Source organism: Sulfidibacter corallicola, assembly GCF_017498545.1.
In the GTDB taxonomy this organism is placed as follows: domain Bacteria; phylum Acidobacteriota; class Holophagae; order Acanthopleuribacterales; family Acanthopleuribacteraceae; genus Sulfidibacter; species Sulfidibacter corallicola.
Genome location: NZ_CP071793.1, coordinates 6,121,699 through 6,137,257, shown reverse-complemented (window position 1 = coordinate 6,137,257; position 15,559 = coordinate 6,121,699). Strand labels below are relative to the sequence as shown.

The window sequence follows — 15,559 nt, the reverse complement described above, 5'->3', positions numbered from 1 at the left end:
GGAACACCTCCCCTTTACCGACCTCGACCCCTGGGAAACTTCCCACATGACACACCTCATTTTTCATATGTGAAATGAGGAAAGGACTGAAAAGATGGTAAGCTTCTTAGCTGGAATGTGAGCGTCCCGCCCTTCCATTTGCACAACCTTTCGATTGTGTACATCAACCCGAGAAGCGAGATTCCCGGCATCGGACCATGAAAATTCACAGGTCCGCGCAGCCGCAAAGAATCGCATTTTCGCACTTTCAACCTCTCGGGGAAAAGGGGACCCATGCCCGACCGACGCACCATCGCCACCGTTGATCTCGGTTCCAACAGTTTTCACATGATGATCGCGCAAGTACAGCGTGGGCGAGTGACGGTCATCGATTCCCTGCGCGAGCCCGTGCGGCTTCGCATGGGCCTTCAAAAAGACGGGAGCATTTCCCAAGAGGCACAGGAACGGGCCCTTACCTGCCTCGCTCGGTTCGAGCAACGACTTCGCGGCATTTCCCCGGAGCTCGTCAAGGTGGTCGGCACCAATGCCCTGCGCTCCTCCAAGAACAGTTACGACTTCCTCAAACGAATCGAGGAAACCCTCAAGACGCCGGTCGACATCATCGGGGGTCGCGAGGAGGCGCGCCTGATCTACAAAGGCGTGGCCCAGCACCTGCCCAAGTCGAAAAAACGCAACCTGGTCATCGACATCGGCGGCGGTTCCACCGAGTTCGTCATCGGCCAGAACCTGGAACCGCACACCATGGAAAGCCGCGAACTGGGATGCGTCACCTTCAGCATGAAGTATTTCCCCGGCGGGGCCATCACTCGCAAGGGATTCAAACGGGCCCTGATGCACGTGGCGCGGGAGTTGGAACGCTATCACAACGCCTTTTCTCGGGACAATTGGGAGCGGGCCATCGGCGCGTCGGGTACCTGCAAGGCCATCGGCAATGCGATCGCCTACCTGACTTCGGGCGACAACATCATCACCATGGATGGCCTCAACCTGATCAAGAATCGCCTGTTCCAGGCCAAGAAAATGAGCGGCGAGTTGCTGCCAGGCCTGCGCGAGGACCGCATCCCCGTGTTTCCGGGCGGATTCGCCATTCTCTACGGCATCTTCCTCGAGCTCAGTATCGAGCAGATGCTGGTCTCCAGCCAGAGTTTGCGGGACGGCGTGCTCTACGATTTCCTGGGCCGCGAAATGGACGACGACAAGCGAGTCGAGTCGGTGTCCGGCATGATGGATTTCTACCGGGTGGACAAGAACCAGGCCAGGCGCGTGCGAGAAACCGCGCTCAAATGGTTTCCCCAGGTGGCCCACGCCCTTATTCACCGCCGCGACATGGCCCAGAAAATCATCGGTTGGGCCGCGGACCTTCACGAAATCGGCCTGGTGTTGGCCCATTCCGGTTATCACAAGCACGGCGGATACATCCTGTTGAATACGGACATGGACGGCTTCTCCAAAATCGAGCAGGGGTTGTTGAGCTTCGCGGTGGTCAACCACCGAAAACGCCTGAAAACCGACAACCTACCCTACGAAAACGAATTCGACTGGCCCTTGGTGTTCGTCCTGCGCCTGGCCGTGCTGTTCAACCGCGAACGGCGAGACCAGCCGATTCCCGAGATCGAGATCGATTGGGAGCCCAACGAAATTTGGTTGGATGTACCCGACGAGTGGTTGGCCGACCATCCCCTGACCCGTTACGACCTCGAGCTGGAACAGAATTATTGGGAGCGCATCGGCTACACCCTGCGCATCAATACCGACGCCTGAGTCGCACCGCCCCGCACGACCGGGGCGGCCACTTTTTGCCCAACTTTTTTGTCTCGACGAAGCGAACCCAGCGCAGTCCCCTCCCTCGAGCGTTCGACGCGCATACCCGATCCTGGCCAGAGCGAGGCCGTGGAGATCCTTAGCCATCTGTTCTCATAAGGTTGAAGAATTAGCATCGAGTTCGTCGACAGGGGTTCGACAAACCGAAACCCGATGCTAATTCTTCAAGTAATGAGGCGAGACTCCACGGCCTACTGCCCGCCAAGGGGAGCGTTCAGGGCCGAATGGGCCGGAGCTGGATCAGAACTTGACGAATCCATTCTGAATGGCGAATCGGGTCAGGTCGGAATTGTTCCTCAAGCCCAACTTGCGGAGCAGGTTGGCGCGATGGGTATCGACCGTCTTGACACCCACGTAGAGCATTTTCGAGATTTCCCGGTTGGTATTCCCCAGGGCCAGCAATCTCATGACCTGAAACTCGCGATCCGACAACTGTTCTTCGGGGTTGCTGATGCTTTCCGGACGGACGTACTTCTCGGCGAACACACGCTGTAATTCCATGGGCAGGAACACTTTACCCTTGTCCACACTGCGAATCGCCTGCAGCACTTCCTCGACGCCCACGGTTTTGGGCAACCAGCCCATGGCTCCGGCGCGCAACATGCGAAAGGCATTGTGGGAGGTCTTGTCCATGGTGAGAATGACCACCCGGGTTTTCTTGTCGAGCCCGACCACGTCCTTGGTGAGGTCGATCCCGTCCTTCTTGGGAATGAGGGGTTCCAGGAGCAGGATGTCGACATCCTTGTCGCGAACCAGGTCCAGGGCGGCATGACCATCGGCGGCTTCGCCCACGACCTCGATATCCTCGAATTGGGAAAGGATATGGGTGAGAGCCTCGCGGAGCAATTGATAGTCATCCGCGATAGCGACTTTAATGGTTTTTTTCTCTAACAATGTTTCCTCCAGAAATTCGGCGAGCCCCTTGGATTGCAAGCTGTGGCAACACAAAGCGACGAGCAAATCGGCCAGGGTCAGCGTTGATGCTATGTTTCCGAAAGTTAAGCTCTTGGTGAATTGGAAATAACAAGATTTTGGCCTCAGAATTTGGGCCGGCTTTCACTCAGAAATTCCTTGATTCCTAACCAAGAAGTCTTGTGACTTGAATTTTGGGCGCACCCCTACGAATCACGCCCAAGGCATGGGTTTCACCGGGGCTCGACTACCGGACGGACGACAAGTACACCTGCCGCCCCGAATTTTGATTAGGTCGGGATTGGGTAATGCGTAGACGGAAATCGGGCCTTCGGGTCAGCCTTCGACCTTCCATCTTTTTTCACACACATAGGACGAAACCCGGTCGGGTTTGCGATAGACCCCGGCGAGGTGGACACGTGAATCAACACGACAGGCATTCACGCCACGGTGCCGACTTCCCATTCATTGTGTGGTGCATCGCGTGGCGGCGGATCCGCCCCGACCGCCCATAAAAACTTTCAAACAACCGCAAGACAACAACATCACTAAAAACCACAACCAAAATCATTTAGCGGCAGGATCTGGGATTTGCCGCGCAGACTGATTCTGGATGGTAGTCATACCTTGCGGCTCGTTGAAAAGCTTCCTTTTTCGGTGAGCCGGGCAACCCGTCCATGCCCCTAAATGTATCCGAAACGGGAGATGAAGTCAAGCGAAATGGTTGTATTCAGGTTGTAAAAACTCAAAAAAACTCTAACAACCGCCCTCACAACAACTTACTAAAAAACCCCTTTTTTCGCTATATCCACTCCGCCAGGATCTCAGGCAACAACCCAGTCAATCAGGAAGCATCAAACCTTCAAACGTTCCTGATCGAGATCGAACAACTCCTTAAACTCATTTACCTCTAAAGGTTTATGCAACTCACCCAAGACCCGGGGAAAGGGACCCAAGTTCTCCTCCGGCTTGGTGTGGCACACCGCCACTTTGAGGTCCGGATAGGCTTCCCACAGCCGATCCACCTCTTGCGTGTTGTGGGCCAGGTAGTAGGCTTCCACAACCAGGAAGTCCAAATTCCGATCGGAAATAGAGAGAATTTCCCACGAATGATCGAATGTGGTGGAAAAACCGGCATCGTAACCCTCGCGTTGCAGGGTTCGCATGGCGGCCAGGCCGAAGGAAGCGTTGCGGTCCATGATCAGCACTCGCGGCGAAGCGGTGATCCCGCCCACCAGTTGCTTGGGTACCGTGAAGTGGAATTCGCTGCCCTGTCCCATCTCCGATGCCACCCGAATGCGGCCACCGTTCCGTTCGACGATCTTTTTCACCAGTGCCAAACCGATTCCAGTGGAGCCCTCGTTGCGGTCGCCCTGCTCCAGCGTTTGAAAGATGTGGAAGATGCGCTCGAAATCCTGGCTAGGAATACCGACACCGTTGTCTTTCACGCCAAACTCCCAATCATTGCCCACGTTGCGGCAGAACACGTCGACCTTGCCACGACTGCCGTCCACGTGCTTGACCGCGTTGGCGATGAGGTTTTGAAAGATCTGGTAGAGTTGGGTCCGATCGTACAGGATCGAAGGAAAGGATCCCTTCAGGCTGATGTCACAGCCGTTCTCCACTTCGAGATCGGCAATCACGTCTTCGACCACCGATTTCACCGAGAGCACTTCCTTTTCCTGACGCGAAGAGCCGGCCTGGGAATAGGCCAAAATGCCCTCGATGAGGGAGAACAAACGGTGGACCCGAGCCTCCATGTCGTCCAGGTACTCTTTTCCATCGCGACCCAGGACTTGTTCGTAGTCTTCGCGAAGCCATTTGGCCAGGCTGGCGATGCCACGCAGGGGCGCCTTGAGGTCGTGGGACGTGACATAGGCGAATTCGGCCAAATCGCGGTTGGCGGCCTCCAAGTCGCGCAACAGCACCTGGAGCTGGCTCTCGGCCTGCTTGCGCTGATGGATCTCGTGCAGCAGCTCGTGGTTGGACTCCTCGAGCTCCGTCGTTCGTTCGGCAACCAGCTCTTCGAGTTGGTTGCGGTGTCGAATGACTTCCTGCTCTGCCCGAATTCGTTGGCTGACATCGCAAACGAATCCCTCGAGAGCCAACGACTCGCCGCGCCGCGAGGGCACCCCGCGGCCCCGCTCCCATACCCAGCGATAGCCGGCATCACGCGTCATGACCTGGTATACCACTTCGTAGGCGGTGTGGTCCTCCAGGGCCTGTCGAATGGCGTGGCGGAGTTGATCCCGAAAATCCGGGTGCACCCGTTGGATGTAGGACACACTGCCACTATCCATCAATTCTTCCGCAGAGAAGCCGGTCAACTCCAGTGCGCCGTGACTGACGAATTCCATGGTCCACTTGGGATCCTTGCGAATACGGTATACCATGCCGGGCAGGTTCTCCATCAAGATCGACATGGCGCGTTCCTGCTCGTGCTTCTGCGCATGGCGAACGAGAACCAACCGCAACATGAGGGCCAGCCCCAAAGCCAGCAGCCAACCCAGCAGAAACAGGATGCCGGCAGGACGGGTCAGCAGTGCGGCCTCGGCCGGGGCCTCGTGGGCCAGATACAGGGTCCAGGTTCGATTGCCGATGACCAGCGATTCCTCGACCACCCATACGGAGTCCGGAATGCCGGCCTGGCTGCTGAACAGGGGTATCTCACCCTCGCTGATGGAAAACAGGAGCTCCGGATAGGCTTCGTTGCGCAAACAGGCGCTGATCAGCGGCTTGATTCGAAACACCCCGTTGATGAAGCCCTTCAGCTCTTCGTCCTTGAAAACCGGAAAATAGGTGGCGAAGCCGACACCGCCTTGGACCAACTGCAGCGGCGGCGTCATCTGAAAGGTGCCAGTCTGTTTGGCCATGCGGAAGATGGGACCGGCATCCTTGTGGCTATTGACGTCGAACCCCAAGGCCTGGCGATTGGTCTTGATCGGCGTCACGTGTTCGATGACCCCGTCGACCGTAATCCAATTGATGGCTTGGAAACCCGCGAACTTGCGCTGGTAGGCCTCGCACATCTCGAAAAAGTGCTCGGGTTCGTGTTGCAGGTCGTACAACCAATGCTCTCGCAACATGTGAATCAAATTGAGCCGGGCACGCACGCCGTCCTCGATGCGCCTGGCGAGCTGGTCGGCGGTCAGCTCCAACCGGAGGTCGCGTTTTTCCCTTTCGCGCCGCTGGAGATTGTTCCCGATCCCCAACAACAGGGCCGAAATCAGCACGAAGACCAAAAGCGGAAAACCGTTGACGTTCTCCCAAAACCAGGTCTGCGAATTCCTGCGAGACACGAACCACTCCTGATCACGATGCTCGTTTCGAACGTTTCAGTTTCGGGTCACGAATGGTCGACAACCGCCGTTCCATGACCTCGTTGCGGACCGATCACGATCTGTTTCCATTTTTTTCAATTGAAGACATGATTTGGCGCAAGAAACGGATACCGCCGCTCGCGTTTCGCCAACGCTCAACGCAACGAAACTCCCTCCGATGGAAAAAACAGATTGACGGTGGCGCCCGTACCCAATCCATCGCTTTCCACTTCGACGCGACCCCCCAACTCCTTCATGATGTTCGCGCAATAGTGCAGGCCATATCCATGGCCGTTCTTTTTGGTAGTGAACCCGTGTTGGAACAGGCGCTCGCGAACGGCATCGGAAATGCCGATGCCCGTATCGGCGATGAGCAGTTGCACATCGCCGTTTTCGAGCAATTGGGCCGCGACCCGGACCTGCCGAACCTCCTGATCCGTTTCGCAAATGGCGTCGATCGCATTCTTGAGGAGATTGATAAGGATATGGGTGAGCTTGATTTTAGGCGCGGAGACGACCAGGGCATCCGACACGTCGACCGCGATCTGGATTCGATTGCGGACCAGGGTCGCGCGCCGAACCTTGATGGCGTCTTCAACCATCTCCAATAAATTCAAAGGCTCGCTGGCCTCGCGAACCTTGCCGTGGGATTGTTGGGTTTCGATGATTTCGCGCACCAGAAGCAACCGTTTCAAGATGCCGTCAATCTCTTCGGAGATCTTTTCGTGCTCCTCGGTCAGCTTCCCCTTGAGACCCGTCAAATAGTCGGGAATCTGTTTACCCTTGGGATGATTGACAAAGAAATCCGTCTCGACGGAAACCGATTGAAGCAAGTGATTCACCCGCTCCAACTGGCCGATTCGCGACCGGTTGAGTGTCGCCGCGATGGATTCGCAGGAGGCATTGACGCTGTTCAAGACATTGCCTACGTTGTGGATCACGGCATCGGCGAACTCGGCCAGCCCGCGATAGCGCTCCTCGGATTTGCGAAGCGCCTGTTCAGCCTCTTTTCGCTGGATGACACCGCGGATGATATTGGGCAGCATGGTGAGGTATTGCCGCTCGGAATCCTTGACGAGGTAGTCGGTTGCGCCACGCCGCATGGCCTGGATCGCAATTTCCTCACTGCCGGCCCCCGTCACGAAAATGACCGGCGTCTCGGCCAGCTCGGGAACCAAATCCAAACCGACGCCATCGCCCAGGTGATAGTCGAGTACCACGACGTCGAACTCCCGGGTTTCGATCAGTTCCAGCGCCTCCCGTTTCGAACCGACGGCATCGTAAATGTAGGGAAGCCGGCTTTTGTGAACGAAACGTTCAAAGGCCTTGCGGTCGGTTTTATCGTCGTCGACCAGCAAAATGTGAACGGGAACCTTGTCGAGACTCATGAAACGCTCCATAGGGCTGCGTGGCCGAATCTTGAATCTGCGCCAACCTCGGCCAAAACAGAGTCTGCGGCCGAGTCCAAACCCAACCGACAGAGATCATTGTACCTAGTGCCCATCCAGAAATGGAGAATTTTGAACCGAATCAAGTGGATCGGAGGGAAAATCCTTGAATCCCAACGAGGCGTCCAGACCTCCTGCGATCAATAAACCGAACGACTTCAACCTTTTACCAACCCGAAACCGCGATTCGGGTTCGAGCCGGGACGGCTCCTGCCCGAGTCGGCCCCCGAAGACAGAGGCTGTCGCCCCCGTGACGCGAAATACCCGAGGATTCACCACCGGCAGAACCTTGGTTTCCAGCCAGGGGTCAGGAACACCTTCGCCGGATCCAACCTAACGAAAAAGAGTCGCAATGGAAGTGGCGCCGCCACGCCTGCGAGACTCCTGTCGGACACATGTTCGATACACAAATGCACGCATTTTTACCACATCACACCCCCAAGCAGCTTCAGTTACCATTACTACAGTATGCACAAAGTCCGATTTCACTCGATCCACCATGTCATTTTCAACATACTATCGAGTTTTTCATTAGTATCAGTTTGTCGGAAACCCGGTGGCCCGAGCATCTTTGGAAATGAGCTGGAACGGCATGGCGGCGCCTGTCCCCTTTAAATGACACCCCATCACTTTCCAGTCGATCTGGGTCTCGAAAATACCGATCCAGCGAACCAAAATAACCCACTGAACATTCACAAAGATATATTTTCAAGATATTTATACGATAACTAAAAACCTTACAAAAAGGGTCACCTTTTTTTGGAGCGCTTGAAACCCTGTCCTCTACAGAGCGTATAAGGGGAAGAAGTACAACGCTTTTTCTATGTTTTCGATTCATTATTCCAGGCTCCGACAATCAGTTTTTCCAAACGAATTAATGGTTTTGGTTCACATTTCGGATTATGTCCTGGAATCATCTGAGGTTAAACAGGCGAACGAAAGCACGTTTTTGTTTACTCTGTGCATACAGGGTCGGTAAACGTGTATCTCACTACATATCGAAACTACCGGAGCCGAGGCTCCGCGTTTCTGGAGGAAGACAGTCATGAAACGTCACATCAGTATCTTTGTCCTCGCGCTGCTTTGCGCCGTTCTCGCGGTTCCCGCTATCGCCGGTGAAGGCCATAAATGCACGGCGGACACCCAGACCTGCATCAATGCCTATGCCGAGAAAATGGCCAATAAGGGCTTCCTGGGCGTCGAGCTCAATTGGGACGAAAAGACCGAAGCCCTGGTCATCAAAAAAGTCATCGATGAGACCCCCGCGGCCAAGGCCGGACTGAAGGTCGGCGAAACGCTGGTCGCCTTGAACGGTGTCAAGTACGGCGACAAAGAGGGCATGAAGTCGGTCTACAAGAAGATCAAGGCAGGCAACACGGTGACCTACACGGTCGGTCACGGCAAGCACAATCGCGACGTCAAGGTCACCCTGATCGCCTATCCCCAGGACTTGGCGGCCAAGTATCTCGGCATGCACATCATGGAGCACCACCTCAACGCGGTGGCCGTGAACTGACATAGCTAGAAGAGTTAACTGTTTCACTTCGAATGGGTTCCGGATCGTTTTCCGGAGCCCGCCCGGACCTGGAACCGGCCCGATCGGTTCCGCGATCCTCTCAGATCTTTTCCGAAATTCACCCCCCTACGGTTCGCAAAAAGGGCCGGCAGCCAACACTGCCGGCCCTTTTTCATTGACCGTCGAGGCGCGAGGAGCTAAATGAAGCAAAACGGTTGTCCTCAATTTGATAAAATGATCCCGTACCCGCTTTTCTCCTTGAGGGCCCTTGGCCACCAACAACGCCACATTTCCCCAAATCAAGCCTCTCACGCCGCCCTTTGGTGAATGATTCCCGCGCCGCCGGACGGTGATCAAAGGTATGCCATGCCGTCAAAAATTCTGTTCGTGGATGATGAAGTACAGACGGAAGCCATGATTCGCCAGATGTTTCGCCGTGAAGTACGTCATCACAAATATCATTTCCTGTTTGCCTTGAACGGCTTGGAAGCCCTGGACGTCCTCGATGCGCATCCCGATCTGGACGTCCTCGTCACCGACATCAACATGCCCAAAATGGACGGCCTGACCCTGATTCAAAAGGCACGCGAGCTGCGCCCGCTGATGAAATGCGTGATCGTTTCGGCCTACGGCGACATTCGCAACATCCGCACGGCCATGAATTTGGGGGCTTTTGACTTTTTGACCAAGCCCATCCAAATCAAAGATCTGCAGATCACCCTGCAAAAGACGCTGGATCACGTCCACCAGCTCAAGAAAACGGCCCAAGCCGTACGGGAAAACAACATTCTCAAGATGTACGTCAACGAAAACGTGCTCAGCTTGATGACCAAACCCGAGTTTCAAAACCAACTGATGGTCAACGAGTCGATCGAAGCCACGGTCATTTTTATCGACATCTGCGGATTTACGGCCATGAGCGAGCGCCAACCGCCCGATGAGGTCGTCCACCTGCTCAATCGGCTCTTCGATCAGATCGTCAAGGAAATCATCCGCCACGACGGTTACGTGGACAAGTTCATCGGCGATGCGGTGATGGCCGTGTTTCGGTCCGGCGATCACTTGCGCCGCGCCATCCGTTGCGCCCTGACCGTCAAACACAACCTGCGAACCGAGGAATTCAAACTCGCCCCCAATCTGTTCCCGCACGTGTCGATCGGCATCAATTCGGGCAACATGATTTCGGGGAACATCGGCTCCGAATCGCTGCAACGACTGGACTTCACGGTGATCGGCGACGTGGTCAACACCGCTTCGCGCTACGAGGCCGAAGCCCTGCCGGACCAAATCGTGATCGGGCAAGACCTGCGCGATCAGGTCAAGGACGAGTTCGAATGCGAACGCATCGGCGAGGTCAACCTCAAGAACAAGGAGCGGGGACGGGTGCTCTACAACGTCTTGGCGGCCAAATCGGACGAAACCTCGCTGTCGTTGCCCTCGGATCGAGCCATTCAACGTTGACGCACCAGTCACCATTCCCTGCCGCACCCGGACGAAACCTGCCTACATCCAGGCTTTTGACCACCTCCTACCGCCTCTCGACAAAGGTCTTAAGCGGCTTTAGCCGCATTTCCCCTATTGGTTTGAGCCCTGATCTGAGGTATGGTTAGGACCATTATTATTCCGATTTTTTGCTGACGACACGTGGCTTCCCCTTATCTAACGCATCGATTTGGTTCGATCGCGTCATTCGGCGAAGGAACCGGCAACGCGGTAACGTTCGGCGTTGTGGTCTCCGGGCACACCGAGGAAAAAACGAGGGAGCTGAAAGGGGTGTTGCTTTGAGTGAAGCTGCTTTGAATGAAAGAGAGGAGAAGATGGAGAAAATTTGGTTGAAAAGTTACGACAAGGGGGTTCCCACCGATATCGATGTATCCAAATGCAATTCGGTGGTCGACATTTTCGAGGAAAGTTTCCGCAAGTACCCCAATCACTCCGCATTTGCCTGCATGGGCAAAATACTCACCTTCGCCGATTTGGATCGGATGAGTGCCCAATTCGCCGCATATCTTCAGAACGGGCTCGGCCTGAAGAAGGGCGATCGTTTCGCACTGATGATGCCCAACATCCTGCAATATCCGGTCGCGCTGTTCGGGGTCCTGCGGGCGGGATTGACCGTGGTCAACGTCAACCCCCTCTACACCGCGCGCGAGCTGGAACACCAACTCAACGACTCGGGCGCCAAGGGCATCGTCATTCTGGCCAACTTCGCGGGGACCCTCGAGAAGATCCTCTCGAAAACCCCGGTCGAACACGTGGTGGTCACCCAGATCGGGGATCTGCTGCCGTTCGGCAAGGCGCAGTTGGTCAACTTCGTCCTGAAGTACGTTAAGAAAATGGTGCCGCCCTTCAATCTCCCGCAAGCGGTCCCCTTCAAGACGGCCCTGGCCAAGGGCGGCTCGGGTCAATTCAAGACTCCGGAAATCCAGGCCGAAGACCTGGCCTTCCTCCAGTACACCGGCGGCACCACCGGTGTCTCCAAAGGCGCCATGTTGACCCATCGCAACGTCGCCTCCAACGTCAACCAGGCCCATGCCTGGATCGGCGAGGACCTGGAAGCCGGCAAGGAGATCATCGTCACCCCGCTGCCCCTGTACCACATCTTCTCGTTGACCGCCAATTGCCTGACCTTCTCGACGATCGGCGCCCTGAACGTCCTGATCCCCAACCCGCGCGACATTCCCGGCTTCGTCAATGAACTGCGCAAATGGCGCTTCACGGCGCTGACCGGGGTCAACACCCTGTTCAACGGGCTGCTCAACAACCAGGACTTCTGCAACCTGGATTTCGGCAGCCTGAAGCTCACCCTGGGCGGCGGCATGGCCGTACAGCGTCCGGTGGCCGAACGCTGGCAGGACGTCACCAAGACCCCGCTGGTGGAAGCCTACGGGCTCACCGAAACCAGTCCCGCGGCCTGCATCAACCCGCTGAAGGAAACCACCGGATACAACGGGTTCATCGGTCTTCCGATCTCGTCGACGGAAGTTCAGATCCGCGACGACGACGGCACACCGCAACCCCTGGGTGAAGCGGGCGAGTTGTGTATTCGCGGTCCGCAGGTCATGAAGGGTTACTGGAACAGACCGGAAGAAACCGCCAAAGTATTCCACGAAGACGGCTTCCTGAAGACGGGCGATGTGGCGGTCATGAACGAGGACGGCTTCCTGAAGATCGTCGACCGCAAGAAGGACATGATCCTGGTGTCCGGTTTCAACGTCTATCCCAACGAAGTGGAGGACGTGGTGGCCAGCCACGACGGTGTTTTGGAGGTGGCCGCGGTGGGCGTGCCCGATCCGAAGTCGACCGAGGCGGTCAAACTGTTCGTGGTCAAGAAGGACCCGGACCTCACCAAGGAAGCCCTGATCGAGTACTGCAAGGAGAATTTGACGGGATACAAGCGTCCCAAACACATCGAGTTCCGCGACGAGTTGCCCAAGACCAACGTCGGCAAGATTCTTCGTCGCGCGCTTCGCGACGAGGCCAAGAACTGAGAAACACCATGACCCGCCCGCTCGCAAGGGTGTGGCGGGTCACTTCCAACCTGGCCTAGGCGGCCCCCCATCTACCTGCATTCCACCTCTCTTCGAGGTACGGGAACTCATAGTCGACACACTTGGAAGTGTAGCCCTCCCTAACCGGCGACCCGACCAAAGAGCCCGAAATTCTCGTAAGCACCTGTGGACCTGTAGGTTGAGCAGCCTGCTCGACCCTTCGAAGCAACTAGGTGTCGACATGACGCGGCACTTGAGAGAATCCAATGCCGGCTTTGCCCACAGGGTAGAATCGATCGCTTCGCTCTTTGGGCCCACAAACCCACCGAAGCACTCGTGACTTCGATTGGAGGCGCAGGCTGACCAGGGCGCCTCCCCACCTACAGGCACGACAACTCACTCTGCATGCGGGAACAGGAAGGCGGAGCATTTCAGCGGTGGCGCTTCTGCACCGCGTTGGGCTATGCCCGCATATCCTCGATGCCGGTGGAACTGACCAGAATGGTCGTGGGCATGCGGCGCAGCATCGCCTTGTAGGCCTGGTGCCAGGGCTCCTCGGCCCCCTTGGCCGGCGGCTCGAAGCCCAGGAACACACAATCCGACGAGCCCGAAGCCTCGTGCAGGATTTCGGGAAAGGGTTTGCCGGACTCGATCAACTCGACTTTCGCGTCGACCCGAGCCTCGTCGATCAGTCCATCCATCTCCGTTCGTGCCTCTTCGCGCTCAGAACTGTCGCCGATCAGGCGCAGGACGCGAATCTCGCTGCGTCCCCATTCCCAGTTGCGACTGAGCAAATGAGCCAGAATCACCATCAGCTCGCCGTTCTTGTGGCCACGCCACCAAACGTCGATTCGCTTTTTGGTACGCGGTTCGGGCATGCCGCGCGCATACAGCAGGATCAGCCCCATACCCATGCGTTCGGCGATGCGGAGGTACCTGAGCAGGACGCTCATGCGGTCCAATTCGGAGGACCAGCCGAACATGACCAGGTTCGGCCGAATCGGACCGATGGCCGAGGCTTGCAGGGTCGACGAGATGCCCTGCATCAGCTCCGGCGCCACGACGACCGAGGGGAATGCCTGGATGTTCTTGTCGCGACAGAACTTTTCGAGGCGGGTGAGCGCCACGGGACGCCGGTGCCCCAACTCTTCGAAGGTACCCACCAACACGTTACACAGGATGACGATGCCGCGGTTGGACTCCAGCCAGACGCCGTAGGAGACCAGGTACTCGCGAACGTCGGGGTTCCCGGTGAAAACCAGGACCGTGGGCCGCCAGTTCTTGGGATCTTCCTCCATCATGGTCAGCCGCAGCAGGTTCTTTCTCGCCCCGGCGAATACGAAACCGCGACGCGCATCGCCAAAGGTGGTTTGCAGTTCGCGGGTCTTGATGAACCAGAGCAGACCGCCCAGCACCAGGACCGCCATCAGGGCCGCAGCCGAATTGATCAGGAAGGCGATGCCCACACACCCGATGGCCCCCAACAGGGCCGTGCCCCAGTGAAACACGCGGAACCGCGGCCGGAAACTGGGGTTGTCGCCCACGGCTTCGATAAAGGCGGCCAGGTTGACCATTCCGTAGGTGTAGAGGAAGAACATGGTGATGATGGCCGCAACCGAGTTCAGGGCACCACCACCGGCATCGTTACCGACCACCAGCAGGACCACCACGGTCAGGACGCCGGTGAAAATCAGGCCGCGCCGCGGTTCGTCGCCCTGTTCGGTGCCCTTGGCGAAGGGTTTCAGCACTTCCAGGATGCGATCGCGGGCGACCGCCTGCAGGATGCGCGGAGCTCCCAGATAACTGCCCAGGGCACTGGAAAGCGCCGCGGCGAACATCCCGGCGACCACCAACCAGCCCATCCCGAACATGGCGTGATCCTTGAGGATTTCGAAAGGCCGTTCGATCAGCTCGGAGCGGTTGAAAGCGGCCCCACAGGCGAAGATCTGAATCAAGTAAATCACGAACCCGACCGCCACCGCCTGGAAGGTCCCCTGGGGAATGCTCTGGGTGGGGTTGCGCAAATCCCCCGACATGTTGACTCCGGCCAGGATGCCGGTCACCGCGGGAAAGTAGATCGCCAGAATGATCCAGAAGTTGTAGGACCCCTCCGCATCGGGAATCAGGGTGTACCCGGCCTCCCAATTGGCGGAAAGCGTTTCGGGCGAGAACCGCATGAAGGCGCCGCCCATGAAGACGATGATGGAGAGCCCGAGCAGAGCCATGATGAAGTACTGGGCCTTGATGGCCCAGGTCGCGCCCACGTAGGAGATCACGAAAAGTAAGGCCGCGGAAATGAGGGCGATGATTTGAAAGTAGTCGGTCAAATTGGGAAAGGTGACCACCAGGGCCTCGGTGAAACCGAGAATGTAAAAAGGAACCGAAAGCGCCTGGGCGAAGAAGAGGGCGATGCCGATGGCCCCGCCGAATTCGGGGCCCAGCACCCGGGAGATCATGAAATAGGCGCCGCCGCCGCGCACCTGCATGTTGGTGCATACCGCGGCGATCGAGGCGGCCGTGAAGGTGGTGATCAGCTTACACAGCGCCAGGATGATGATCGCACCCAAAATACCCGACTGGCCGATGACGAAGCCGGCCCGCAAAAACATGATGACGCCCAGAATGGTGAGGATACTGGGTGTGAAGACGCCGCCAAAGGTTCCGAACTGATTGCGGCTCAGAATGTTCGCTTGTTCCGTGTTGTTCGCGTCGTTCAAGGTTCCGTCCTTGTAGGCATGTTCCCGAGTGTTCCAAAGCCGTCGATGTCGATCCGGTCCCGGCGCTCCCGGCCCGCTCCTCGAGGAAGCGTGCTGACCCTGGAAGCACCCGCTTCGCCGCTACGACCCGTTCCTTCGAATGCGCGCCGCGCGGCAGCCATTGCCCTGTTTGTCTTTCTCCCGACGATCGTCCGCAGAACGACGCGGGAGCTGTCCGCCATCACGACCCAAACAGCAAGGACAGAACTCGGGACACCGGTTCCCGAGCGCGGAACCCCTTGATTGTGTTTTGGAGATCGTTGACTCTGCGAGATTATGCCAGATTCGCCGAAAT

8 protein-coding genes are annotated in these 15,559 nt (G+C 57.1%); 4 read left to right on the top strand and 4 right to left on the bottom strand.

What is annotated here, in order from left to right; genetic code table 11:
- Positions 1-273: 273 nt before the first annotated feature.
- On the top strand, positions 274-1,761 hold the full coding sequence (locus J3U87_RS18860) for a Ppx/GppA phosphatase family protein (RefSeq protein ID WP_237377331.1): 1,488 nt from the start codon (positions 274-276) through the stop codon (positions 1,759-1,761).
- Between the two features lie 300 nt (positions 1,762-2,061).
- On the opposite strand, the gene J3U87_RS18855 is transcribed toward J3U87_RS18860, so the two are convergent.
- The 3 genes from J3U87_RS18855 to J3U87_RS18845 all read right to left on the bottom strand — a co-directional run bounded on the left by J3U87_RS18855 (position 2,062) and on the right by J3U87_RS18845 (position 7,441).
- Positions 2,062-2,715 (bottom strand): response regulator, encoded by a 654-nt coding sequence (locus J3U87_RS18855; protein WP_237377330.1) that lies wholly within the window; start codon positions 2,713-2,715, stop codon positions 2,062-2,064.
- Between the two features lie 872 nt (positions 2,716-3,587).
- Entirely contained in the window at positions 3,588-6,032 is a 2,445-nt protein-coding gene (locus J3U87_RS18850; protein ID WP_237377329.1) for an ATP-binding protein, read from the bottom strand.
- A 176-nt stretch (positions 6,033-6,208) separates the two neighbouring features.
- Positions 6,209-7,441 carry an ATP-binding response regulator gene (locus J3U87_RS18845; protein ID WP_237377328.1) on the bottom strand — a complete coding sequence of 411 codons (1,233 nt, stop codon included), beginning with the start codon at positions 7,439-7,441 and terminating at the stop codon, positions 6,209-6,211.
- A 1,105-nt stretch (positions 7,442-8,546) separates the two neighbouring features.
- On the opposite strand from J3U87_RS18845, the gene J3U87_RS18840 reads away from it, so the two are divergent.
- The 3 genes from J3U87_RS18840 (at position 8,547) to J3U87_RS18830 (ending at position 12,508) form a co-directional block, all read left to right on the top strand.
- On the top strand, positions 8,547-9,017 hold the full coding sequence (locus J3U87_RS18840; RefSeq protein ID WP_237377327.1) for a PDZ domain-containing protein: 471 nt from the start codon (positions 8,547-8,549) through the stop codon (positions 9,015-9,017).
- Between the two features lie 366 nt (positions 9,018-9,383).
- Positions 9,384-10,478 carry an adenylate/guanylate cyclase domain-containing protein gene (locus J3U87_RS18835; protein ID WP_237377326.1) on the top strand — a complete coding sequence of 365 codons (1,095 nt, stop codon included), beginning with the start codon at positions 9,384-9,386 and terminating at the stop codon, positions 10,476-10,478.
- A 356-nt stretch (positions 10,479-10,834) separates the two neighbouring features.
- Positions 10,835-12,508: a long-chain-fatty-acid--CoA ligase gene (locus tag J3U87_RS18830; protein WP_237377325.1), complete on the top strand. Its 1,674-nt coding sequence runs from the start codon at positions 10,835-10,837 to the stop codon at positions 12,506-12,508.
- A gap of 461 nt (positions 12,509-12,969) precedes the next feature.
- On the opposite strand, the gene J3U87_RS18825 is transcribed toward J3U87_RS18830, so the two are convergent.
- Entirely contained in the window at positions 12,970-15,225 is a 2,256-nt protein-coding gene (locus tag J3U87_RS18825; RefSeq protein ID WP_237377324.1) for an amino acid permease, read from the bottom strand.
- Positions 15,226-15,559: the final 334 nt, after the last annotated feature.

Coding starts and splice junctions, on each gene's coding strand:
- J3U87_RS18860 (WP_237377331.1), top strand. CDS start 274: ATGCCCGACCGACGCACCATCGCCACCGTTGATCTCGGTTCCAACAGT.
- J3U87_RS18845 (WP_237377328.1), bottom strand. CDS start 7,441: ATGAGTCTCGACAAGGTTCCCGTTCACATTTTGCTGGTCGACGACGAT.
- J3U87_RS18840 (WP_237377327.1), top strand. CDS start 8,547: ATGAAACGTCACATCAGTATCTTTGTCCTCGCGCTGCTTTGCGCCGTT.
- J3U87_RS18835 (WP_237377326.1), top strand. CDS start 9,384: ATGCCGTCAAAAATTCTGTTCGTGGATGATGAAGTACAGACGGAAGCC.
- J3U87_RS18830 (WP_237377325.1), top strand. CDS start 10,835: ATGGAGAAAATTTGGTTGAAAAGTTACGACAAGGGGGTTCCCACCGAT.